Raw genomic sequence first — 22152 nt, forward strand, 5'->3', positions numbered from 1 at the left:
GGTGCGCCGCCCGCTTAGCGCAGGCGTTGCCTGAACATCCACTCCCACATCGCCGGGTCTGCGTAGGTCGCGTCCCAGGCGTTGTGGTTGCCGTCCGGATATTCGCTGTAGCGCACGTTGGCGCCGATGCCCTTGGCGGCGCGGTACAGCGCACGGTCGTCGTGCGGTGGCACCGAGTCGTCCTTGGCGCCATGGAACATCCAGATCGGCACGTGTTTGAGCTGGGTGACCGCAGCGGTATACGGGTCGGCCTCCTTGGCCACCAGGCTGACGTAGAGCGTGCGACGCTCATCGCGTGGCGCCTTGAGCGCACCGCAGATCGGCACGATCGCGGCAAAGCGCTGCGGTTGCATCAGGCCGATTTCCCAGGCGCCATAGCCGCCCATCGAGATGCCGGTGAGATAGGTGCGCTGCGGATCGGCACCGAATTCGGCGCTGGCCGCATCCAGCGCGGCGATCGCCATGCGTGCATTGATGCCCAGCCACTCCTCGTCGTCGGGCACCTGCGGCAGCACCACCAGCGCCGGGAACTCGGCGGTGTGTTCGCTCAGGTAAGGCCCGACGCCCACTTCGGCCTGATCGCGCCCGTTGTCGCCGCGTTCGCCCGAGCCATGCAGGAACAGCACGATGGGGCGTGGTTGCGGCGCCTTGGAGGTCGGCACGAACACCTGATAGCGGTAGAGCCGTCCTTCCAGCTGCAGCGTGCGGGTGACGAAATGGCCGCGGCGCCCGTCGTGGTGGCGCTCAGCCATGCTGGAACAGCCGGCCAGCAGCAGCGCAAGAATCGCAAGAACAAGACAACGACGGATCACGCACACCCCCAGACCGATGACATGCCCGCAGTATCGCCGCATGCAGCTGTGCTGGCATGTCGCGCTGCGACGATTTCTGTCGAATATTCATCTGATTGTCGCTGCGGTGTGCTCGGTGCAACGTTGATCGTCATGGCCCGACACGGCGACTACGGCAGCAGGATCAGCGTCGCCAGGCCGAGGAAGCTCAGGAACCCCATCACGTCGGTCAGCGTGGTCAGGATCACCCCGCCGGCCAATGCCGGATCGAAGCCCAGGCGTTTCAGCGTCACCGGCACCAGCACCCCGCCGAATGCGGCGGTGAGCATGTTCAAGGTCAGCGCGGTGCCGATCACCAGCGACAGCATCGGCTGCTGGAACCAGGCCAGCACGATCAGGCCCAGGCCCACGCCCAGCACCAGGCCGTTGATCAGCGCGACGGTGAGCTCCTTCTTGAGCAGGGTCATCACGTTGGAAGAGCCGATCTGGCCCAGCGCCAGGCCGCGCACCATCAGGGCCAGCACCTGGGTGCCGGCGTTGCCGCCCATGCCGGCGACGATCGGCATCAACGCCGCCAGCGCCACCAGCTTCTCGATCGTGCCTTCGAAGCGGCTGACCACACTGGATGCAATGAACGCGGTGCACAGGTTGATGCCCAGCCAGATCAGGCGGCGGCGGAAGGCGCGCCGCGCCGGGCTGAACATGTCCTCGTCCTCGTCCAGACCGGCCGCGCTCATGGCCTGGTGTTCGGCCTGTTCGCGGATGATGTCGACCACGTCGTCGATGGTGATGCGGCCGAGCAGGATGTTGTTGTCGTCCACCACCGGCGCGGAGATCCAGTCGTGGTCCGAGAAGCGCCGTGCGACCTCGTCGGAGCCATCGCCGACATCGATCGCCGGTTGTTCGTCGTCGATCAGGCGATTGACCGGCGTGCTGTCCTCATGAGTGACCAGCGCGGCCAGCGACACGCGGCCCAGGTACTGATGGCGCCGGCTCACCACATACAGGTGATCGGTGTGGTCGGGCAGCTCGCCGCGCAGGCGCAGATAGCGCAGCACCACATCGACATTGACGTCGGCGCGCACCGTCACCACGTCCGGATTCATCAGGCGGCCGGCAGTGTCCTCCGGGTACGACAGCACCTGTTCGAGCCGCTCGCGGTTCTCGCGGTCCATCGACTTGAGCACTTCGTCGATGACGGTGTCGGGCAGGTCTTCGACCAGATTGGCCAGATCGTCGATGTCGAGGTCTTCGACCGCGGCGACGATCTCGTCGGTGTCCATGTCGGCCAGCAGGCTTTCGCGTACTTCATCGCCGACATGCAGCAGCACTTCGCCGTCGTCTTCCGGGTCGACCAGCCCCCACACCACTTCGCGCTTGCCGGGCGGCAGCGACTCCAGCAGGTTGCCGATCTCCGCCGGCGCCAGCGTATTGACCAGCCGGCGTACCGGGCCCAGGCGTCCGCTATCGAGCGCATCGGACAGCAGTCGCAGCTGGCGCGCGGTCTTGTCGTGGCGGACGGCTTCGGCCATGCGCGGCTCCCTGGAAGAGTGGACACGTCCCGATGGAAGACGCGCTGCTGAGTCAGCACGGCATTATCGCTTGCGCACGGTGACGAAACATACAGTGCCGCTCGCAACGCGTTAGAACATCGCCTGCGCGATGACGCGATCGCTCAGCGCGCCAGGCCCTGCGCGACGGTAGCCAGCCACTTCTCGATGCCCTTGCGGTCGCGCGCGCGCAGCAGCTTGTCGCCCTGTACGCGCAACTCGCCCAGATGGATGTCGCGCACCGCACGGCGCACTTCCAGCAGCGTGGCCGGATGCAGGCTGAATTCGGTGAGCCCCAGCGCCAGCAACATCGGCACGAAGCGCGGGTCGCCCGCGATCTCGCCGCACACCGCCACCGGCTTGGCGTACGCGCGCCCGGTGGCGATCACCTGCGCGATCAGGCGCAGCACCGCCGGATGCAACGGCGAATACAGCTCGCCCAATGCCTCGTTGTTGCGATCCACCGCGAGCAGGTACTGCACCAGATCGTTGGTACCGATCGACAGGAAATCGATGTCGTCGATAAAGCAGTCCAGCGCCAGGGCCGCAGCCGGCACTTCGATCATCGCGCCCAGCGGAATGTGCTCGGCGATCTCGTGGCCTTGCTCGCGCAATTGCGCGGCCAGCTTCTTGATCTGCCGGCGCAGCAACTGGACCTCCTCGCGGCCGCTGACCATCGGCACCAGGATGCGCACTGGTCCGTAGCCGGAGGCGCGCAGGATCGCGCGCAACTGCGCCTGCGCCACCGCAGGGCGGGCCAGCGACAACCGCACCCCGCGCAAGCCCAGCGCCGGGTTGTCCTCATCGCTCAAGGTCAGGCCGGTGCGGTCGGCCTTGTCCGCGCCCAGATCCAGGGTGCGGATGGTGACCGGTCGCCCGCTCATGCCCAGCACGGTGTCGCGATAGGTGTGGAACTGTTCTTCTTCGTCCGGCAACTCGCTGCGCTGCAGGAACAGGAATTCGGTGCGATACAGGCCAAGGCCGCTGGCGCCGAGCGCGTGCGCCCTGGCCACGTCCTCCAGCGATTCAGCGTTGGCCAGCAGCGTGATATCGACGTTGTCGCGCGTGCGCGTGGGTTTGGAGCGCAGCCGTCCGAGTTCGCGCTGTTCCTTGGCCAGCGCGCGCAGGCGCTCGCGGTAGTCGCGCAGATGCTCGGGCTTGGGATCGACGATCACCTGGCCGGAGCCGGCATCGACGATCAACACGTCGCCATCGTCGATCCGCTGGACCGCATCGCTCACCCCCACCACCAGCGGCAGGTGCAGGCTGCGCGCCAGGATCGCGCTGTGCGACAGCGCGCTGCCGGCGGTGGTGACGATGCCGACCACCCCTTGCGCCTGCAGCTGCGCCAGCTCCGACGGCGCCACGTTGTCGCAGACCAGGATCTCGCCGGCCACGCCCTTGAGGTCGGGCGCGCGCTTGTGCAAGAACGCATGGATGCGGCCGATGACGTGATCCAGGTCGTCCATGCGGCTCTTGAGGTAGGCGTCCTCCATGCCGTCGAACACCGCCGCCAGCCGGTCGCGCTGCACGCGCAAGGCGTAGTCGGCGCTGTAGCGGTGGGTGCGGATCAACTCGTCCAGGCCTTGCAGCAGCTCCGGGTCGTCGAGCAGCAGCGCATGCAGTTCGAGGAACTCGCCGACCTCGCGCGCAAGCGCGCCATGCAGGCGGTCGCGCAGCTGCTGCATCTCGGTGCGTGCCGCCTCGATCGCCACGTGCAGACGCTGCAGCTGGGTTTCCACCTGGCTGGCGGGCACGCGTTGTTCGGCCACTTCCAGCGTGTGGCTCTGGCGCACGCGCGCGCGTCCGAGTGCGTTGCCGCGCGAGGCGGCGTGTCCACGCAAACGCAGGCTCATATGCGGCCCTGGCGCGGACGCGCCCTGTCGGTCAGCCCCGCACCGACGCGGCGCATGCTCAGCTGTCCTCGTCGAAACGACGCTCGAACAGGTCCACCAGTGCCTGCAGCGCTTGCGCTTCGTCCTCGCCATCCAGCCGCACCACCACGCTGGTGCCCTGGCCGGCGGCCAGCAGCATCACGCCCATGATGCTCTTGGCATTCACCTCGCGGCCCTTGGCCGCCAGGGTGGCGTTGCTGCGATAGGACGACAGCGTCTGCACCAGCTTGGCAGTTGCCCGCGCATGCAGTCCGAGTCGGTTGGAAACTATGAGTTCGCGTTCAAGCATCGTCGATGATCGCTCCGTTGCGGGTGCCTGCCGCCGCGGTGGCGGGCAGCTCCTGCAATCCTTGTTCGGGGTAGTTCATCACCCGCAGCAGCATCGGCAGGCTGAGCGCGGACACCCGGCGAACCGGCGTGCCGAGCTTTGCCAACCGGCTGGCGAGATTGCTGGGGCTGGCGCCGTACAGGTCGGTCATGACCAGCACGCCGTCGCCGCTGTCGACCCGTCGCATCGCCGACGAGGCCTGGGGCAACAAGGCGTCCAGGTCTGCATCGAGCGGCACATCGAACGCTTCGGTCTTCAGCGGCAACTGCCGCAACAGCCCCGTCGCCACGTTCAACAACGCCGCGCCGATGCCGGGATGAGTAATGAGGAGAATGCCACAGGCCATGCCGAAACGTTAACAGGTCGGCATGACCGCGCGATAGCGTCTGCCGGCACCGATGTGTTGCGAAATGAATAGCCGTTTAGGACCGCGGCAGCGTGTCGCGTGCAGCGCATGCAGCAAGCGCGCCGCTGCCCGCATGGCAATGATCGCGACGCCCGCAGTCTGCCGATGCGAACCGCATCACAAGCGAACGCTGCAGCGCGCGCTTGCCAGGCAGTCCCCGATCAGAACGCGCAGACGAATGCACCGATCAAAAGTTTTTCCCGCAGACCCAATGCCTGCGCCAGTCCGAACAATCTGCGCCCGCAGCAAAACTAAGGAAGCAGCAGTGACAAAGGCGGCCTGCAGCTCCAAATGAGCCACCAAGATCAAAGCCTCGACAGCAAGCGCGGGGCAGGGACCCGATGCCGAGGCCAACCCGCAAGGCCAAGCTTCAAAGCACAGCTGTCATCGACCGTTCGCACATTCCAAGCCGCATGACACCGCTTTGACGATTCCCCAATCCCGATTCCCCAATCCCAGCCCTTCAATCCTGCTCACGATGAAACGTCGCCACCTCCGGCCAGCCCTGCTCGCGCGCATGCCGCGCCATGCGTTCGGCCAGATACACCGAGCGGTGCTTGCCGCCGGTGCAGCCGAAGGCGATGGTCACGTAGCTGCGGGTGTCGTTGCGCAGCCGTGGCAGCCAGGTATCGAGCAGGTCCACGATCTGCGCGCTGTAGCGCACCACGTCCGGTTCCTTGTCCAGATACTCGCGCACGCCGGCATCGCGGCCGGTCAGCGGGCGCAGTTCCGGGTCCCAGTGCGGATTGGGCAGGACGCGCGCATCGAACACGAAGTCGGCCTCGGCCGGCACGCCGCGTTTGTAGGCGAACGATTCGAACAGCAGCGACAGCCGGTCGCTGCTGCCGAGCGCGAACTCGGTGACCACGCGGCGACGCAGCTGGTGCACATTGAGCGCGCTGGTGTCGATGATGGCATCGGCCTGCGTGCGCAGCGGTTCGGTCAACTGCCGCTCGCGGGTGATCGCTTCCGGCAAGGCCAGGCCGAGATGGCTGAGCGGGTGGCGGCGGCGGGTATCGGCGTAGCGCTTGATCAGCGCCTCGTCGCCGGCCTCGAAAAACAGCAGCCGCGCCTCGATGCCGTATTCCTGCGCGGCCTGGCGCCATTGCGCCAGCTGGGTCAGGTCGCTGCGGCTGCGCACATCGATGCCCACCGCCAGGCGCTGGTCGCCGAGCGGGTTGCCGCGCAGGCGGCTGCGCACGAAATCCGGCAGCAGCTCCACCGGCAGGTTGTCCGAACAGTAGTAGTCCAGATCCTCGAAGGTCTTCAACGCTACCGATTTGCCCGAGCCGGACAGCCCGCTCACGATCATCAACGTGGAGGGCGCAATACTCATGGCGTGCGTCGCTCCAGCAGGTTGCTGTGGCGGGCGATGAACATCGCCGCCGGGTCGATGCCCTTGGTGCGCAGGATATGCAGGCGCGTGGCGGCTTCGGTCAGCACCGCCAGGTTGCGGCCGGGCATCACCGGCAGGGTGATCAGCGGCACGTCCAGATCCAGCACGTGCCGGCTGCCGGAATCGCCGGTCAGGCGTTCATAGCCGGACGGGGTGGGCTCGGTCATCGGGCGGGTCAGGTGCACGATCAGGCGCAGGTACTTGTTCTTCTTCACCGCGGTGTCGCCGAACATGTCGCGCACGTTCAACACGCCCAGGCCGCGCACTTCCAGCAGGTCCTGCAGCAGTTCCGGGCAGGTGCCGTCGAGTACGTCGGGGGCGATCTGGGTGAACTCGGGCGCGTCGTCGGCCACCAGCCGGTGACCGCGGCTGAGTAGTTCCAGCGCCAGCTCGCTCTTGCCCGAACCGGCCTCGCCGGTGATCAGCACGCCGATCGAATAGATCTCCATGAACACGCCATGCAGCGTGACCCGCGGCGCCAGCGTGCGCGCCAGGTGGTAGGAGAGGTGATTGAGCAACTCGTGGCCGCGCTTGGGCGAGATCCACAGCGGCGTGTTGGATTCGTCGGCGGCCGCGCGCAGGTCTTCCGGGCAGGACTGGTTCTTGCTGATCGCCAGCGCCAGCGGCTGCACCTGGATGATCTTCTCGATGGTTTCCCAGCGTTGCCGCGCATCCAGCGAATCCAGCCAGGCCAGCTCTTCGGTGCCCAGGATCTGCACCTTGTTGGGATAGATCACGTTGAGATAGCCGGCCAGCGACGGGCGGCGTGCGTTGTTGCTGCCGGCCTCGATCTCGCGGTGCTCGCCTTTTTGCCCGGCCACCCAGCGCAGCGCCAGCTTGTCGCGTTGCTGGTCGAACAGTTCGCGTGCGGTGATGCTGGTATTCATGCGGCGCTGGCCTGTGCTGGCGGTGCGTCAGTGAGCAGCGCCATCAAGGCGTCGGCATTGGGGGCGGCGCGCAACTGCTGACGGAAGTCCGCATCGGAGAACCGCTCGGCCAGTTCCGACAGCAGCATCAGATGCTGGTGGGTGTAGTGCGCAGGCACCGCCATCGCAAAGATCAGGTCCACCGGCTCGTCGCCGCCGAAGGCCACCGGGGTGTCCAGTCGCAGCAAGGCGCCACGCGGTTCGGTGAGATTGGGGCAGCGCCCGTGCGGGATGGCGATGCCGTGGCCGATGGCGGTACTGCCCAGGGCCTCGCGCTCGCATAGGTTGGCGTAGAGCTCGTCGGCACCGGCCTGGCGGCAGGACAGCAGGTCGGCGGCGGCATGCAGGACGGTGTCGCGATCGGCGGCCGGCGACACCACGGTGCGCACGGCCGCCATCAGATCGGTTAAAGGCATGAGGGCATCAAGCGGGAAGCGTCATGCGGGATTGTCGCGCACCTCGCGTGCATGGTGGTTACATTTCTTTTCCTTGTGCTTGAGCACCAGGCGGTCGAGCTTGTCGACCAGCAGGTCGATGGCCGCATACATGCTGGAGCCGCTGGCATCCGCGTGCAGGGTGCGACCGGGGAGGTTGACGGTGGCGACCACGTGATGGTCTGGCTTGCGAACGGCCAGCTGGGTTCGGACTTCACAGTGCTGGTCGAAATGGCGCTGCAGTCGCTGCAGCTTGCTTGCCACGTACTCCCGCAGCGCGGGGGTCACTTCAAGCTGGTGGCCATACGTCTCGATACGCATCGGATACCTCCATTGGTCGGTGGGCCAATGAACCTTTCCGGTGATCCGACTCACCCGGCGCAGGCCGGCGTTGCGGTGGGTGCAACGTCAGGCGATACGCACGCGTTCGTGGGAGGCGGAAATGTTCATGGCCTCACGATACTTCGCAACGGTGCGCCGCGCCACTGGTACGCCGGAGGTTTTCAGCAGATCGGCCAACTTGGCGTCGGACAGCGGTTTGCGCGGGTTTTCCGCCTCGATCAGGCGCCGGATCATGGCCTGGATGGCGGTGCTGGAGGCCTCGCCGCCGCTATCGGTGTCGATGCCGGAGGCAAAGAACGAGCGCAACGCGATGGTGCCGCGCGGGGTGCGCACGTATTTGCGCGCGATCGCGCGGGAAATGGTGGATTCGTGCAGGCCGAGCTCGCCGGCGATCTCGCGCAGGGTCAGCGGGCGCAAGGCCTGCGCGCCGAATTCCAGGAACCCGGCCTGGTGCTGCAGCAGGCAGCGCACCACCCGCAGCAGGGTCTCGCCGCGCGCCTCCAGGCTCTTGAGCAGCCAGCGCGCCTCCTGCAGCTGGCCGCGCAGGTAGCCGGCGTCGGACTCGCCGCAACTGCGGATCAGGTTCTCGTAGCCGCGGTGGATGGTGACCTTGGGCTGGGCGCGGCCGGCCAGCGAGGCCCGCCACACGCCGCGCTGGCGCCAGATCACGCAGTCCGGCACCACGTAGGTGTCCTGCGACAGGTCGCCGATCTGCTTGCCCGGGCGCGGGTCCAGCGAGCGCACCAGCTGGACCGCCTGCTCGACATCGGCAGTGGAGCGCTTGAGTTCGTGCGCCAGGCCGGCCACGCCGCTGCGCGGCAGGCGCTCCAGCGGGCCGGCGACGATCTGCAGCGCCAGCTCGCGCCCCGGAGTGGCCGGGTCGAGCACCGCCAGCTGCAGTGCCAGGCATTCGCCCAGAGTGCGCGCACCCACGCCGACCGGGTCGAAGCGCTGGATCTGGTGCAGCACGGTGAGCACTTCGGCCTCGTCCACCGCCGCACCGAGCGCCAGCGTTTCCAGAATCGCCGACAGTGGCTCGCGCAGGTAGCCGTCCTCGTCCAGCGCATCGATCAGCAGCGCGCCGATCTGGCGGTCGCGCGGCGACAGCGGGGACAGGTGCAGCTGCCACAGCAGGTGGTCGGCCAGGGTTTCTGATTCGGCCACGCGCTCGGCCGCATCGCCGGACTCGTCGTCGTCGAAGCTGCCGCCGCTGCCCGACCCGGTCCACTGCAGTTCGTCCTGTGACCAGTCGTCATCGCGCTCGGCCGGTGCCGGTTCCTCACGCGGGGTGTCGTCGGTGGAGGCGGCCGACGACGCGTCCACCGGCAGCTCGTTGGCCGCATGCGCGGCCTCGTCGGCCCATTCCAGCAGCGGATTGGTCTCCACCGCTTCGGCGATTTCCAGTTCCAGCTCGGTGGTGGACATCTGCAATAGCTTGATCGCCTGACGCAATTGCGGCGTCATGACCAACTGCTGTCCTAGCGATGTCTGGAGCCGGGCTTTCATGCGGGCACTGACTGGAAGAATCGATGGCGCGGCGACGCGCTCAAAGGCGGAAAGTTTCCCCCAGATACACGCGACGGACGTCGGGATTGGCTAGCAGCGCATCTGGTGCCCCCTGCGCCAGCACGCCCCCCTCGGCGAGAATATACGCGCGGTCGCAGATTCCCAAGGTTTCGCGCACGTTGTGATCGGTGATCAGCACGCCGATGCCGCGTTCCTTGAGGTGGATGATGATGCGCTGGATCTCGCCGACCGAAATCGGATCGACGCCGGCAAAGGGTTCGTCGAGCAGCATCATGCGCGGCTTGGCCGCCAGCGCCCGCGCGATCTCGCAGCGCCGCCGCTCGCCGCCGGACAGGCTGGCGCCGAGCTGGTCGGCCACATGGGTGATCTGCAGCTCTTCCAGCAGCGAGACCAGCTCCTTCTCGCGGCCGGCGCCATCCAGCTCTTCGCGCAGCTCCAGCACCAGGCGGATGTTGTCGGCCACGGTGAGCTTGCGGAAGATCGACGGCTCCTGCGGCAGATAGCCGACACCGAGCTTGGCGCGGGCGTACATCGGTTCGGCGGTGAGGTCGCGGCCGTCCAGCTCGATACGCCCGGCATCGGCCTCGACCAGGCCGACGATCATGTAGAAGCAGGTGGTCTTGCCGGCACCGTTGGGGCCGAGCAGGCCGACCACCTCGCCGGCCTCGAGCGTGAGGCCGAATTCCTTGACCACTTCGCGTTGCTTGTACTTCTTGCGCAGACCGGTGGCGACCAGCATTACTTCTTCCCCTGCGGCTTGGCCGCGGGCTTGGCGGCCGGCGCCGCCGCAGGCGCTGCTGCCGCCGGCGCTGCGGTCTTGGGCTGGATGATCGTGCGCACGCGGCTGCCGTCGCCGCCGCTCTGCATATTGCCGGTCTTGGTGTTGTAGACCATGCGCTGGCCGGCGTTGGTGCCCTTGGGCGAGTCGACCTTGTAATTGCCGGTCAGCACGATGACTTCGTTGGCGACCTGGTACTCGATGTTGTCGGCCTGGCCGTTCATCATCGCGCCGTCGTCCATCTGCTGCTTCAGCGTGGCCTGCTTGCCGGTCAGCACGACACGGTCGGTCTGGCCGTTCTTCTGGAAGATGTCGGCGGTGTCGGCGTGGATTTCCAGCGTGCCCTGGGTGATCACCACATTGCCGCTGAAGCGGCACTTGCCGCTGTCGTCGAGCATGTTGCAATCGTTGGCATTGGAATCGATCGCCATCGGCTGATTGCGGTCGCTGGTCTTGGCCATCGCAAGGGCGGGCAGCAGCAGCGCGGCAAACGCCAGTTTAGCGGGCAGCATTCGGTTCATAGCGGGTCTTGACCTGAGAAAGGAGCTTGTACTGGCGTGATTTGAGATCGGCCTCGAAGCCGACCCCGCTCTGCATGATACCCGGCCGGCTCATACTCACCGGGGCCGCGGTCTTGGCGAGGTTCTGCTTCGGGAACACGTCCAGGCTCTGGGTGCGGAACGTGGTCGGCGGGGTCGCGCCGCCGGTGGGGCTGTCGCCCTCGACATCGCCGCGCAGGCGCAGCTCGTCGCCCGTGGGGCTGATCCAGCCGGTCTTGGAGCGCAGCGTCCACGGTTGATTGGTGTTGTCAGGCAGCAGGAACACCGGGGTGGTGACTTCGGAAGTGCGATCGGCGCGGTTGCGATGCATCTCCGGCGCGCGCAGCGTCATCGATTCCTTGCCGGTTTCCTTGTCCAGCGCAATCAGTTCGAAGTCGCGCAGCACGTAGTCGGCGCGCGCATCGTCTGTCGCCGCGGCGACCGGCCGCGCGCGCTGCTGCCACGCCGACCAGCCGGAAATGACCGCGGCGGCGAACAGCGCCACGCCCAGGGTGGTGCGCCAGTTCCAGCTCATGCGGAGAACCTTTCGATGATGCCCTCGACCTGGCCCTGCGCGGCCAGCACCACATCGCAGACCTCGCGCGCGGCGCCTTCGCCGCCACGTGCCCGGGTATGCCACTGCACGCGCTCGGCGATCCACGGGTGCGCGTTGGCCGGTGCCACCGGCAGGCCGACCGCCAGCAGGGCCGGCAGGTCCGGCAGGTCGTCGCCCATGAACAACACCTGGTCCAGCGACAGGCCATGCTCCTGGCACAGGGCCAGCACTGCCAGGCGCTTGTTCTTGACCCCGATCTGCACGTGCAGGCCCAGATCCTGGCCGCGTTTTTCCGCCGACAGGCTGGCGCGCGCGGTGATCAGCGCGACATGGATGCCGGCATGGTCGAGCTGCTTGAGCCCCTGGCCGTCGAGCACATTGAACGACTTGCTCTCGTTGCCGGCATGGTCGTAGTACAAGCGGCCGTCGGTCAGGGTGCCGTCGACGTCGAAACAGGCCAGGCGGATACGCGCGGCGCGGTCGGTGATGTCGGCGGGCAGGTGCTGCAAAGGGGAATAGGGCATCGGCACGAATCGGTGAGAACGGGGTTCCAACGGTAGAAAACTGAACCTGTTAAACCACTTTGGCGCGCAACAGGTCGTGAATGTTCAATGCGCCCACCGCGCGCTGCTGCGCGTCGACCACGATCAAACCGTTGATCTTGTAATCCTCCATCAGCCGTGCGGCTTCGGCGGCCAGCTGGTCGGCGCCGATGGTGCGCGGGTTGCGCGTCATCACCTGGGCAATGCCGGCGCTGCGCACGTCGATGTCGCTGTCCAGCGCACGGCGCAGGTCGCCGTCGGTGAACAGGCCGATCAGCCTCCCGTCCGCGTCCACCACGGCAGTCATGCCCAGCCGCTTGCGGCTCATTTCCATCAGCGCCTCGCTCAGGCTGGCGTCCTCGCGCACGCGCGGCAGGTCATCGCCGCTGTGCATCACGTCGGTGATGTGCAGCAGCAGGCGCCGGCCCAGGCTGCCGGCCGGGTGCGAGCGCGCAAAATCGTCGGCGGTGAAACCGCGCGCGTCCAGCAGCGCCACGGCCAGCGCGTCGCCCATCGCCAGCGAGGCGGTGGTGCTGGAGGTGGGTGCCAGATGCAGCGGGCAGGCTTCGGCCGACACGCTCACGTCCAGGTGCACGTCGGCGGCCTGCGCCAGCGAGGAGTTCGGGCGCCCGGTCATGGCGATGATCGGGTTGCCCTGGCGCTTGAGTACCGGCAGCAGCATGCGCACCTCGTCCGATTCGCCGGAGTAGGACAGCGCCAGCACGATGTCGGCCTCGGTGATCATGCCCAGGTCGCCGTGCCCGGCTTCGCCCGGATGCACGAAGAACGCCGGCGTGCCGGTGGAGGCCAGGGTGGCGGCGATCTTGCGCGCGATATGCCCGGACTTGCCCATGCCGGTGGCTACCACGCGCCCGCGCGAGGCCAGTACCAGCCGGCAGGCCGCGGCGAAGTCGCTGCCGATCCGCGCGCCCACGCTGGCCAGCGCCTCGCGCTCGATCTCCAGCACGCGCTGGCCGCTGGCGACCAGGCTGGCGTCGCTGACGGTGGCGGAGGGCAGGTGCGAGACGGCCATGCGGGACTCGGGTGAAGAGTAGAATGTGCGCTCATTTTATGAGGAAACGCCCTTTGGACGCCGAAACCATCCGTAAACTCATCGAATCCGGCTTGCCCGAAGCCCGCGTCGACGTGCACGGCGACGACGGCGTGCACTTCGAGGCGACCGTGATCAGCCCCGCATTTGCCGGCAAGGCCCCGTTGGCGCGTCATCGCATGGTCTACGCGACCCTGGGCGAACTGATGGGCGGCGCGATCCACGCGCTGCAGCTCAAGACGCTGACGCCCGACGAAGGCTGAGCGTCAGCCGGGTCCTGGCTGGTCGGGCTGCGCCTGCGCCCCGACTGCCAGCGGCCCGGCCGGCTCCTGGCCACCCTTCTCATTCCCCTGACATCCCTTTTCGGATTCCCCAAGCTCCCATGGCAAAAATCGTAGTGACCGGCGGCCAAGCGCTGCACGGTGAGGTCAATATTTCCGGCGCCAAGAACGCGGTGCTGCCGATCCTGTGCGCGACCCTGCTGGCCGATGCGCCGGTGGAGATCAGCAACGTGCCGCATCTGCACGATGTGATCACCACGGTGAAACTGCTCAGCGAACTGGGCGCCGAGGTCACCATCGACGAAGGCACGCTGGCTAAGGGCCGCTCGATCCTGGTCGACCCGCGCTCGGTCACCCACCAGGTCGCGCCCTATGAACTGGTCAAGACCATGCGCGCTTCGATCCTGGTGCTCGGCCCGCTGCTGGCGCGCTACGGCACCGCCGAGGTGTCGCTGCCCGGCGGCTGCGCGATCGGCTCACGCCCGGTCGATCAGCACATCAAGGGCCTGCAGGCGCTGGGTGCGGAGATCAGCGTGGAGAACGGCTACATCAAGGCCACCAGCAACGGGCGCCTGAAGGGCGGCCGCTACGTGTTCGACATGGTCAGCGTCACCGGTACCGAGAACGTGCTGATGGCCGCCGTGCTGGCCGAAGGCACCACCGTGCTGGAAAACGCGGCGATGGAGCCGGAAGTCACCGACCTGGCCGACTGCCTGATCGCACTCGGTGCGCAGATCGAAGGTGCCGGTACGCCGCGCATCGTGGTGCAGGGCGTGGAGCGCCTGGGCGGCGGACACCATGCGGTGCTGCCGGATCGCATCGAGACCGGCACCTTCCTGGTCGCCGCGGCGATGACCGGCGGCAGCGTCAGCGTGCGCCGCGCCCGTCCGGACACCCTGGACGCGGTGCTGGACAAGCTCACCGAAGCCGGTGCCAGCATCACCACCACTGCCGACAGCATCACGCTGGACATGCACGGCAAGCGCCCGCGTGCGGTCAACCTGACCACTGCGCCGTATCCGGCGTTCCCCACCGACATGCAGGCGCAATTCATGGCGCTCAACTGCGTGGCCGACGGGGTGGGGGTGATCAACGAAACCATCTTCGAAAACCGCTTCATGCACGTCAACGAACTGCTGCGCCTGGGCGCGGACATCCAGGTCGAAGGCCATACCGCGATCGTGCGCGGCACCGAGCGCCTCAGCGGCGCGCCGGTGATGGCGACCGACCTGCGCGCGTCGGCATCGTTGATTCTGGCCGGCCTGGTCGCCGACGGCGACACCACCATCGATCGCATCTACCACCTGGACCGTGGCTACGAAAACATCGAGGAGAAGCTGGGGGCGCTGGGCGCGACCATCCGGCGCATCGCATGATCCTGCGCGGGCGCTTCACTACCCGGCGCAAGATCCTGCTCGGCGTGATCGTGCTGATCCTGGCATGGCTGGCCTATGCCTGGTCGGTGGGCATGGCGATCACCCAGAGCGTCGAGTTCAAGGACATGGACTGGAACAACGACGGCACCGCCAGCCGCGACGAGATCGCGCAGTCGTTCTATGCAGTGGCGGTCAAGAAGACCGTCGAAGGCAAGCGCCATTGCGACCTGTTCTACTGGCGCAGCACCGGCGAGCAGATCCGCGTGGACTGCCGCACGGTGTTCTCCAGCGGCGACGACAAGGCGGCGGCCAAGCCCTGAGTCGAGCGTTTCTGCGTGCTGCGCAGCGTCCGCCGCACGCCGATCGGAAGGAAGAAGCCCGGCTCGCAGCCGGGCTCTTCATCGCTGTGGGAGGCAGGATGCCGGGAGAGCAAGTCCCATGCCCTGGTAGGAGCGTGCCCGCGCGCGACGGGACGTTACCGATAAAGCCCCGTCGCGCGCAGGCACGCTCCTACCAGACGTGCCTGGCGCTTAGCGCAGGCCCTTGATGGTCAGATCCAGCGCGTCCTGGCCTTTTTCCTTCTGCAGCAGGCGTGCCGGCACCGGCAGGTCCTTGACCACCCACGCGATCAGTTCCTTGTCGCCGTCCACGCGCGACACCTTGGTCGCCTGTTCCTGCTTGCCGTTGACGGTGATGGTTTCCTTGCCGACCACCTTGTAGCTCATCGGCTTGATGCGGCCTTCGTCGACCATGCGGTAGTTCAGCGGCTTGCCGGCGGCCAGGTCGCGGGTAATGGCCAGGTTGATCAGCAGCGCATCCATGTCGCCGGGCTGCAACTTCACCGGACCACGACGGTCCGGCTTGATGTCGCCGCCCCAGGTCGCCTGGCTGGTTTTCCAGTCGTAGTTGGCGGTGACGTTGCGGCGCTTGACCATCATCGACGAGGTGTCGTTGCTGCTGACCGGACGCAGTTGGCCGTTGCTCTCTTCGAACACCGTGCTCTGGGTCAGGTTGGCCAGCTGGTTCTGGATGGTGAGCGTATAGCGCCACTGATTGGCGCCGGCGGCGGCCAGGGTCATGGTGCCGTTGGCCTGCATGCCCATGTAGTTGGCCGAATAATCGGCCTGGAACGGCTGCATGGCGAACGCGGGCAGGCTGGCCACGGCCAGTGCAGCAGCGGCGATCAGCGAACAGGTGCGGGAAACGGTATGCATGGGTCAGGCTCCTTGATATTCGACCAGGCGTAGATCGACCTGATCCTCACCTTTGTCACGTTGCAGGATGCGCACCGGCGTAGGAACGCCGTTGGCGATCCAGAGGATGGTTTCGTTGTCGCCGCTGTTGACGCGGTACACGCGCAACGCGTCGTAGCTCAGGTCGCCGACCTGTACCACTTCGGTGGCATCGGCGACCTTGTAGTCGTACTTGCGCACCCGGCCGACATCGACGTAGCGATAGCTCAGGCTGCGTCCGGGTTGCGCGTCGCGCATCAGCGACAGGTTTAGCGACAGCGCGCTCTGGTCGCCGCGCTGCAGGGGAATCGCCTGCTGGCGCTCCTTCTTCAGATCGCCATCCCACTGGGCGCTGGCGGTCTGCCAGTTGTAGACGCCGGTGACCTTCTTGCCGAAGAACATCGCCTTGCGCACCGTGCTCTGGCTCAACGGTACATAGGTGTCGCCATCGACACGGAACACCGTGCTCTGTTCCAGATTGAGTCCCAGGATGCTGGCAAAGCCCTTGCGGCCGCGTACCGACATGTCGATACGCCACTGGCTGCCTTCGCCGTTGCTGACCTGCATGGTGGCATCGCCGGCTTCCTTGCCGCGGTAGAACGCCTGGTAGGTGGCCACGAAGGGTTGCAGTGGTGGCGGCGTCCAGGTGCTGGCAGGCAGGGCCGCTGCAGAGGCCGGTGCCGCTGCAGCTGGAGCAGGAGCCGCTGGCGCAGGCACGGCAGGCGCCTGTTGCGCACGGCCGGCACCGGCCGGGGCGAGCAGGGCGGTGGTCAACAGCGCGGTCGCGATCGGGAGGAGTTTCATGCGCTGGGAGGGAGGCACGGGGCCGCCAGGATGTCCGAGACAGGATGAGGAGGGCGTATCCGCATTCAGGCGAAGGCGGTGTCAGCGGACTCTAGTCGCAGTGGCGTAAACAGGCACTGACCGTCGATATGGACGCCATCGCCACGCACCTCCACGCGCCCACTGGCGAGCAGGTCCAGCGTGGCCAGCAGCAGCGGGTGTTCGCGCGCCAGCACGCGCGCGGCCAGCTGCTCGGCGCTGTCGTCGGGCAGCACCGGCACGTGCGCCTGCGCGATCACCGTGCCGGCATCCAGCTCCGGCACCACCAGGTGCACGCTGGCGCCATGTTCGGTATCGCCGGCTTCCAGTGCGCGGGCATGGGTATGCAGGCCGCGGTATTTGGGCAGCAGCGAGGGGTGGATGTTGAGCATGCGCCCGGCAAAGCGACGCACCAGCGGCTCGCCGAGGATGCGCATGTAGCCGGCGCAGATCACCCAGTCCGGCTGCGCGGCGGCGATTGCATCGCCCAGCGCAGCGTCGAAGGCCGCGCGGTCGGCGAAGTCGCGCGGGCTGGCGCTCCAGCGCAATGCCTCATCAACCTTGTGCAGTGCCGGCGCCTGCGGGCGGTCGGAAAACACGCCGACGACCTCGGCCGGCAGCCGGCCGCTGCCGATGGCATCGAGGATGGCCTGCAGGTTGCTGCCACGGCCGGAGGCCAGGACGGCCAGACGCAGGCTCATGGGGCTGGATTCGCTGAAGTCATGGGGCAGTGCGCGTCACGCGGCGGTGGCGGTCGGCGCGAACAAGGCCTTGACCTGCGGGCGCAGCAGCACCACCAGCGTAAACACGCCGACGACGGTACCGAACGGCATGAAGGAGCAGGAAATGCCGGCCACGATCAGGCACAGCAGATGCCGTCTGCGCTGGGCGATGCAGCGGCCCGCGTAGGCCATGAACGCCGCCAGCGCCAGGCCGCAGCCAATGAACACAGCCGCGAACACCACGAAGAACCAGCCGAACAATCGCGGATCCATCGATGGTGCGTCCGCATTGGCATGTGTCATGGGCAGGTGCCCGGTGATGATTGCAATGCCCATGAACAGATGGATCAACGGGAAAAGCGAAAACAGCGCAGTGATGGCGGCCAGCACATAGTGAAAGACCGACAGCAGTTTCAGGTGCTGGAGATCGTCAGCGCTGGCCGATGCCGGCAGTGCGCGTGGGGAAGCGTCCATGCAGCTCTCCTCGATCAACCGATCCGCACGCGCTCGTCGCCCTGTGCCGGGACCACCTGGCCGATGCGCCAGTGCGCCAGCGACTGCGCATCCAGCGCCTGTTCCAGCGCGGCAGCCTGCTCGGGGGCGGCGATCAGCACGAAGCCGATGCCGCAGTTGAAGGTGCGCCACATTTCGGCATCGGCCACCGCGCCTTCGCGCTGCAGCCAGGCGAACACCGGCGGCAGCGTCCAGGCCTTGGCGTCGATGTCCAGGCCCAGGCCGTCGGGGATTACCCGAATGATGTTTTCGGTCAGCCCGCCGCCGGTGATGTGCGCCATGGCGTGGATGCTGTCGCCCTGCGACTTGAGCAGCGCCAGGATCGGCTTGACGTACAGCGCGGTCGGCGCCATCAGCGCATCGATCAGCTTGACGCCGTCGTCCAGCACCAGCTCGGCCGGTGAGCCGGCACGTTCGTAGATCTTGCGGATCAGCGAGTAGCCATTGGAATGCGGGCCGGACGAGGCGATGCCGATCAACACATCGCCTGCGCGCACCTGCGCGCCGTCCAGCAGCTGCGATTTTTCCACCGCGCCGACGGTGAAGCCGGCCAGGTCGTACTCGCCCGGCGGATACATGTCGGGCATCTCGGCGGTTTCGCCGCCGATCAGGGCGCAGCCGGACAGCTCGCAGCCGCGCGCGATGCCGCCGACCACCGCCGCGGCGGTGTCCACGTCCAGCTTGCCGGTGGCGAAATAATCCAGGAAGAACAACGGCTCGGCGCCCTGCACCAGCACGTCGTTGACGCACATGCCGACCAGGTCGATGCCGATGGTGTCGTGCCGGCCCAGCTGCTGCGCCAGCTTGAGCTTGGTACCGACGCCGTCGGTGCCGGACACCAGCACCGGCTCCCGGTACTTGCCGGACAGGTCGAACAAGGCGCCAAAACCGCCCAGGCCGCCCATCACCTCCGGCCGGAAGCTGCGCTTGACCAGCGGCTTGATGCGTTCGACCAATGCATTGCCGGCATCGATGTCGACACCTGCCTCACGGTAGGTCATGGGCGAGGGATTGGAAGGCGTTGGGCTGGTCACGGGCGGGGAGGGCTCGGCTGTAAAGGCGGCGATTTTAGCAGCCACGTTGGCGCTGGCGTCCCATTCGGGCAACAATTCACCCGGATACGCTTACGTCATGGAACCGTCGATGCGCCGCAGTCTCGCTTTCTTTCTCGCCCTCGTGGTCGCCATGCCCCTCGCGCCAGCCTTTGCGCAGGCCGATTTACGCACCGAAGGCGACGTCGCCAAGGCGCAAAGTGCCTACGAGGCCGAAGTGCCGGTCAACAGCCAGAGCGAGTCGGATCGCCCCGGTGCGCTGGCGCGCGCGCTCGGTGCGGTGCTGGGCAAGGTGTCCGGCGACCGCGGCGTGATGAGCCGCCCCGGCGTCTCGCAGGCATTGCGCGGCGCGCCGGGCTATGTCGAAAACTACGACTACCGTCAGGACCAGGGCACCTCGCGCACCGGCGCGCCGACCTTTCGCACCGTGCTGGTGGCGCGCTTCCGGCAATCGGACGTGGATGGCCTGATCGCCGCACTGGGCCTGCCGGTGTGGCCGCTGCCGCGGCCCAAGCCGGTGCTGTGGCTGGCCATCGACGACGGCAGCGGCCCGCGCCTGGTCGGCGTGGGCCAGGCCAATGCCGCGCGCAGCGTGCTGGACCGGGCGATCGAGCGCGGCTACCGGCTCGGCCTGCCCGGCGGTGCCGCCGCCGAGCAGGTGCTGGCCGGCGCGATCTGGCGCAAGGACACCGCCACGGTGGCACGCGCCTCGGCCAAGTACAGCCCGCCGATGCAGTTGATCGGCAAGCTCTACCGCAATGACGCCGGCTGGACCGCCGACTGGGTCTTCGTCGACAACGGCAACGTGCTGTCCAGCTGGACCAGCAGCGACGCCGACGCGCGTCGCGCGATGGCTGCCGGTGCCGACGGCGCCGCCGACGCGCTGGTCAAGCGTTACGCCAAGCGGGTGGATTCGGGGGTGCCTGGGGTCTACCGCGCGGTGATCACCGGGATCGGCAGCGCCGACGATTACCTGCGCGTCTCTGCCGCACTGCAGGGCGTTTCGGTGGTGCGCAGCATCCGCCCGGTCAGTGCCAATGGCGACCGCATGGAAGTGGACCTGGAATTGCTCACGGGCATTTCCGGCCTCAACCGTATGCTCGGCGACAACAGCCCGTTGGTGCCCGTGTCGGTGCCGACCGAGGGCCCGATCATTCTCGAAAACGAGCACGCCGAGTACCGCCTGAAATGACTTTGACTCCCGAAGCCGAGATCGCCCTGTTTCTGCGTCGCCTGAAATGGGTGGCGGTGACTGTCGGCGTGCTGTGGGTGGTATCACTGCTGTCGCCGATCCTGACGCCGTTCGTGCTGGCGCTGCTGCTGGCCTGGCTGGGCGACCCGCTGGTGGACCGTATCGAGCGCGCCGGCCGCTCCCGCAACATCGCGGTGGTGCTGGTATTCGTGCTGGCGCTGCTGCTGTTCGTGCTGGCGCTGATGATCCTGGTGCCGATGATCGAGCGCCAGATCATGACCCTGATCGACGCGCTGCCGCAGATGCGTGCCTGGGCGATCAGTACCGCGATCCCGTGGCTGGAAGCCAAGACCGGCGTGGAGCTGATGGGCTGGCTGGACCCGGAACGTCTGATCGACTGGATCCGCAGCCACTGGGAGCAGGCCGGTGGCGCCGCCAAGACCTTCTTCGGCTACGTGCAGCGGTCGGGCTTTGCGATGGTGACCTGGGTGATCAACCTGGCGTTGCTGCCGATCCTGGCGTTCTACTTCCTGCGCGACTGGGACCGCCTGGTCGAGCGTGTGGCCGCGGTCATTCCGCGCGCCTACATCGGCACCGTGAGCCGGCTGGCGCAGGAATCCAACGACGTGCTGGGTGGCTTCATCCGTGGCCAGTTCCTGGTGATGCTGGCGCTGGGGGCGATCTACGCCGCCGGCCTGTCCATCATCGGGCTCAATCTGGGCCTGTTGATCGGCATCATTGCCGGCCTGATCAGCTTCATTCCGTATCTGGGTGCCACCACCGGCATCGTGCTGGCCCTGCTGGCGGCGGTGGTGCAGGCACAGGGCTTCGACCTGAAGCTGCTGATCGGCGTCGGGGTGGTGTTCACCGTCGGCCAGCTGCTGGAAAGCTATGTGCTGACGCCGCGCATCGTCGGCGACAAGATCGGCCTGCATCCGGTGGCGGTGATCTTCGCGGTGATGGCGGGCGGCCAGTTGTTCGGCTTCCTCGGCATGCTGCTGGCGCTGCCGGTGGCGGCGGTGGCCAATGTGCTGCTGCGCTATGCGCATGAGCAGTACACGCGCAGCGATCTGTATGCGGGTGAACGTGCCGGCATCGTGCTGCAGTCCACCAACGAGCGCAGCGTGATCATCGACCCAGGCAAGGACACCGATCGGCTGTGAGCGTTCCGCAGTTGCCACTGGCGCTACGCGCGCCGCCCGATCAGCGATTCGATAGTTACATCGCCGCGCCCGACGGCCTGCTGTTGCAACTGCAGGCGTTGGCAGTCGGGCAGGTGAGCGACTGGCTGTATCTGGCCGGCCCCGCCGGCACCGGCAAGACGCATCTGGCGTTGTCGGTGTGCGCGGCCGCCGAGCAGGCCGGACGCGCCCCGGCGTACCTGCCTCTGCACGCCGCCACTGGCCGGTTGCGCGATGCGCTGGAAGCGCTGGAAGGGCGCAGCCTGGTCGCACTGGATGGCGTGGAAAGCATTGCCGGGCAGCGCGACGACGAAGTGGCGCTGTTCGATTTCCACAACCGCGCGCGCGCTGCCGGCACCACCTTGCTGTACACCGCGCGGCACATGCCCGACGGCCTGGCCTTGGTGTTGCCGGATCTGCGCTCGCGGCTGTCGCAATGCATCCGCATCAGCCTGCCGGTGCTCGACGACGCAGGGCGCGCGGCGGTGTTGCGCGATCGTGCGCAACGGCGCGGACTGGCACTGGACGAGGCGGCAATCGACTGGCTGCTGACCCATAGCGAACGCGAACTGGCAGGGCTGGTGGCATTGCTGGACCGGCTGGATCGCGAATCGCTGGCTGCCAAGCGCCGCATCACCGTGCCGTTCCTGCGGCGGGTGCTGGAGGATCGCGGCTCTTCGAGCAGCTGACGGAATTACTACGCTCAGCGCTAGGTAGGCG

At 67.2% G+C, this 22152-nt stretch carries 26 protein-coding genes; 6 read left to right on the forward strand and 20 right to left on the reverse strand.

Annotated features, from left to right (window positions below; genetic code table 11):
- Positions 1 to 14: 14 nt before the first annotated feature.
- The 15 genes from AC1KVE_RS01445 to AC1KVE_RS01515 form a co-directional block, all read right to left on the reverse strand.
- On the reverse strand, positions 15 to 854 hold the full coding sequence (locus tag AC1KVE_RS01445) for a carboxylesterase family protein (protein ID WP_181142494.1): 840 nt from the start codon (positions 852 to 854) through the stop codon (positions 15 to 17).
- A 107-nt stretch (positions 855 to 961) separates the two neighbouring features.
- Entirely contained in the window at positions 962 to 2323 is a 1362-nt protein-coding gene (mgtE, locus tag AC1KVE_RS01450; protein ID WP_024938734.1) for a magnesium transporter, read from the reverse strand.
- A gap of 143 nt (positions 2324 to 2466) precedes the next feature.
- Positions 2467 to 4197 (reverse strand): phosphoenolpyruvate--protein phosphotransferase, encoded by a 1731-nt coding sequence (gene ptsP, locus AC1KVE_RS01455; protein WP_054591463.1) that lies wholly within the window; start codon positions 4195 to 4197, stop codon positions 2467 to 2469.
- Between the two features lie 58 nt (positions 4198 to 4255).
- The gene (locus tag AC1KVE_RS01460) at positions 4256 to 4525 is read right to left on the reverse strand and encodes an HPr family phosphocarrier protein (protein WP_016904613.1); all 270 of its coding nucleotides are present in this window, start codon (positions 4523 to 4525) and stop codon (positions 4256 to 4258) included.
- The gene (locus AC1KVE_RS01465; RefSeq protein ID WP_016904612.1) at positions 4518 to 4910 is read right to left on the reverse strand and encodes a PTS sugar transporter subunit IIA; all 393 of its coding nucleotides are present in this window, start codon (positions 4908 to 4910) and stop codon (positions 4518 to 4520) included. Before AC1KVE_RS01465 ends, AC1KVE_RS01460 begins: the two co-directional genes overlap by 8 nt.
- Before the next feature lie 523 nt (positions 4911 to 5433).
- A complete protein-coding gene (gene rapZ / locus AC1KVE_RS01470; RefSeq protein WP_166767267.1) occupies positions 5434 to 6306 on the reverse strand; it encodes an RNase adapter RapZ in 873 nt (290 codons plus the stop codon).
- Complete coding sequence (gene hprK / locus AC1KVE_RS01475) at positions 6303 to 7253, reverse strand: HPr(Ser) kinase/phosphatase (RefSeq protein WP_016904610.1); 951 nt, start codon at positions 7251 to 7253, stop codon at positions 6303 to 6305. The genes rapZ and hprK overlap by 4 nt, the downstream gene beginning before the upstream one ends.
- Positions 7250 to 7708 carry a PTS sugar transporter subunit IIA gene (locus tag AC1KVE_RS01480; RefSeq protein ID WP_026064839.1) on the reverse strand — a complete coding sequence of 153 codons (459 nt, stop codon included), beginning with the start codon at positions 7706 to 7708 and terminating at the stop codon, positions 7250 to 7252. Before AC1KVE_RS01480 ends, hprK begins: the two co-directional genes overlap by 4 nt.
- 21 nt (positions 7709 to 7729) lie before the next feature.
- Positions 7730 to 8047: a ribosome hibernation-promoting factor, HPF/YfiA family gene (gene hpf / locus AC1KVE_RS01485; protein WP_016904608.1), complete on the reverse strand. Its 318-nt coding sequence runs from the start codon at positions 8045 to 8047 to the stop codon at positions 7730 to 7732.
- Positions 8048 to 8134: 87 nt separating this feature from the next.
- Entirely contained in the window at positions 8135 to 9574 is a 1440-nt protein-coding gene (locus AC1KVE_RS01490) for an RNA polymerase factor sigma-54 (protein ID WP_039519777.1), read from the reverse strand.
- A 40-nt stretch (positions 9575 to 9614) separates the two neighbouring features.
- Positions 9615 to 10334, reverse strand: coding sequence for an LPS export ABC transporter ATP-binding protein (gene lptB / locus AC1KVE_RS01495; RefSeq protein WP_016904606.1), 720 nt, complete (start codon positions 10332 to 10334; stop codon positions 9615 to 9617).
- Positions 10334 to 10894, reverse strand: coding sequence for a lipopolysaccharide transport periplasmic protein LptA (lptA, locus tag AC1KVE_RS01500; RefSeq protein ID WP_184456885.1), 561 nt, complete (start codon positions 10892 to 10894; stop codon positions 10334 to 10336). The genes lptB and lptA overlap by 1 nt, the downstream gene beginning before the upstream one ends.
- Positions 10872 to 11447 carry an LPS export ABC transporter periplasmic protein LptC gene (gene lptC, locus AC1KVE_RS01505; protein WP_039526175.1) on the reverse strand — a complete coding sequence of 192 codons (576 nt, stop codon included), beginning with the start codon at positions 11445 to 11447 and terminating at the stop codon, positions 10872 to 10874. Before lptC ends, lptA begins: the two co-directional genes overlap by 23 nt.
- Positions 11444 to 11992 carry a KdsC family phosphatase gene (locus AC1KVE_RS01510; protein ID WP_024938741.1) on the reverse strand — a complete coding sequence of 183 codons (549 nt, stop codon included), beginning with the start codon at positions 11990 to 11992 and terminating at the stop codon, positions 11444 to 11446. Before AC1KVE_RS01510 ends, lptC begins: the two co-directional genes overlap by 4 nt.
- A 49-nt stretch (positions 11993 to 12041) precedes the next feature.
- Positions 12042 to 13043, reverse strand: coding sequence for a KpsF/GutQ family sugar-phosphate isomerase (locus tag AC1KVE_RS01515; protein WP_024938742.1), 1002 nt, complete (start codon positions 13041 to 13043; stop codon positions 12042 to 12044).
- Between the two features lie 53 nt (positions 13044 to 13096).
- On the opposite strand from AC1KVE_RS01515, the gene AC1KVE_RS01520 reads away from it, so the two are divergent.
- The 3 genes from AC1KVE_RS01520 (at position 13097) to AC1KVE_RS01530 (ending at position 15038) form a co-directional block, all read left to right on the forward strand.
- On the forward strand, positions 13097 to 13324 hold the full coding sequence (locus AC1KVE_RS01520; protein ID WP_016905061.1) for a BolA family protein: 228 nt from the start codon (positions 13097 to 13099) through the stop codon (positions 13322 to 13324).
- Between the two features lie 119 nt (positions 13325 to 13443).
- Positions 13444 to 14718, forward strand: coding sequence for a UDP-N-acetylglucosamine 1-carboxyvinyltransferase (gene murA, locus AC1KVE_RS01525; protein ID WP_039515184.1), 1275 nt, complete (start codon positions 13444 to 13446; stop codon positions 14716 to 14718).
- Positions 14715 to 15038 (forward strand): EF-hand domain-containing protein, encoded by a 324-nt coding sequence (locus AC1KVE_RS01530; RefSeq protein WP_184456887.1) that lies wholly within the window; start codon positions 14715 to 14717, stop codon positions 15036 to 15038. Before murA ends, AC1KVE_RS01530 begins: the two co-directional genes overlap by 4 nt.
- Before the next feature lie 210 nt (positions 15039 to 15248).
- Here the strand turns inward: AC1KVE_RS01530 and AC1KVE_RS01535 are convergent, their stop codons facing one another.
- From AC1KVE_RS01535 to purM, 5 genes are all read right to left on the reverse strand, one after another.
- A complete protein-coding gene (locus tag AC1KVE_RS01535; RefSeq protein WP_016904621.1) occupies positions 15249 to 15932 on the reverse strand; it encodes a DUF3108 domain-containing protein in 684 nt (227 codons plus the stop codon).
- A 3-nt stretch (positions 15933 to 15935) separates the two neighbouring features.
- The gene (locus AC1KVE_RS01540) at positions 15936 to 16754 is read right to left on the reverse strand and encodes a DUF3108 domain-containing protein (RefSeq protein WP_184456889.1); all 819 of its coding nucleotides are present in this window, start codon (positions 16752 to 16754) and stop codon (positions 15936 to 15938) included.
- A 65-nt stretch (positions 16755 to 16819) separates the two neighbouring features.
- Positions 16820 to 17473: a phosphoribosylglycinamide formyltransferase gene (purN, locus tag AC1KVE_RS01545; protein WP_104553048.1), complete on the reverse strand. Its 654-nt coding sequence runs from the start codon at positions 17471 to 17473 to the stop codon at positions 16820 to 16822.
- A 36-nt stretch (positions 17474 to 17509) separates the two neighbouring features.
- Positions 17510 to 17968 carry a hypothetical protein gene (locus tag AC1KVE_RS01550; protein WP_184456891.1) on the reverse strand — a complete coding sequence of 153 codons (459 nt, stop codon included), beginning with the start codon at positions 17966 to 17968 and terminating at the stop codon, positions 17510 to 17512.
- A 14-nt stretch (positions 17969 to 17982) separates the two neighbouring features.
- A complete protein-coding gene (purM, locus tag AC1KVE_RS01555) occupies positions 17983 to 19116 on the reverse strand; it encodes a phosphoribosylformylglycinamidine cyclo-ligase (protein ID WP_179465435.1) in 1134 nt (377 codons plus the stop codon).
- A gap of 22 nt (positions 19117 to 19138) precedes the next feature.
- On the opposite strand from purM, the gene AC1KVE_RS01560 reads away from it, so the two are divergent.
- The 3 genes from AC1KVE_RS01560 to hda are packed head-to-tail and all read left to right on the forward strand — an operon-like array spanning position 19139 to position 22121.
- Positions 19139 to 20251, forward strand: coding sequence for a DUF2066 domain-containing protein (locus AC1KVE_RS01560; RefSeq protein ID WP_046343651.1), 1113 nt, complete (start codon positions 19139 to 19141; stop codon positions 20249 to 20251).
- Positions 20248 to 21414: an AI-2E family transporter gene (locus AC1KVE_RS01565; RefSeq protein ID WP_016904627.1), complete on the forward strand. Its 1167-nt coding sequence runs from the start codon at positions 20248 to 20250 to the stop codon at positions 21412 to 21414. The genes AC1KVE_RS01560 and AC1KVE_RS01565 overlap by 4 nt, the downstream gene beginning before the upstream one ends.
- Positions 21411 to 22121 (forward strand): DnaA regulatory inactivator Hda, encoded by a 711-nt coding sequence (hda, locus tag AC1KVE_RS01570; protein ID WP_184456893.1) that lies wholly within the window; start codon positions 21411 to 21413, stop codon positions 22119 to 22121. Before AC1KVE_RS01565 ends, hda begins: the two co-directional genes overlap by 4 nt.
- The last annotated feature ends 31 nt before the right edge of the window (positions 22122 to 22152 follow it).

The sequence above is a fragment of the Xanthomonas sp. NCPPB 2864 genome (assembly GCF_056675615.1).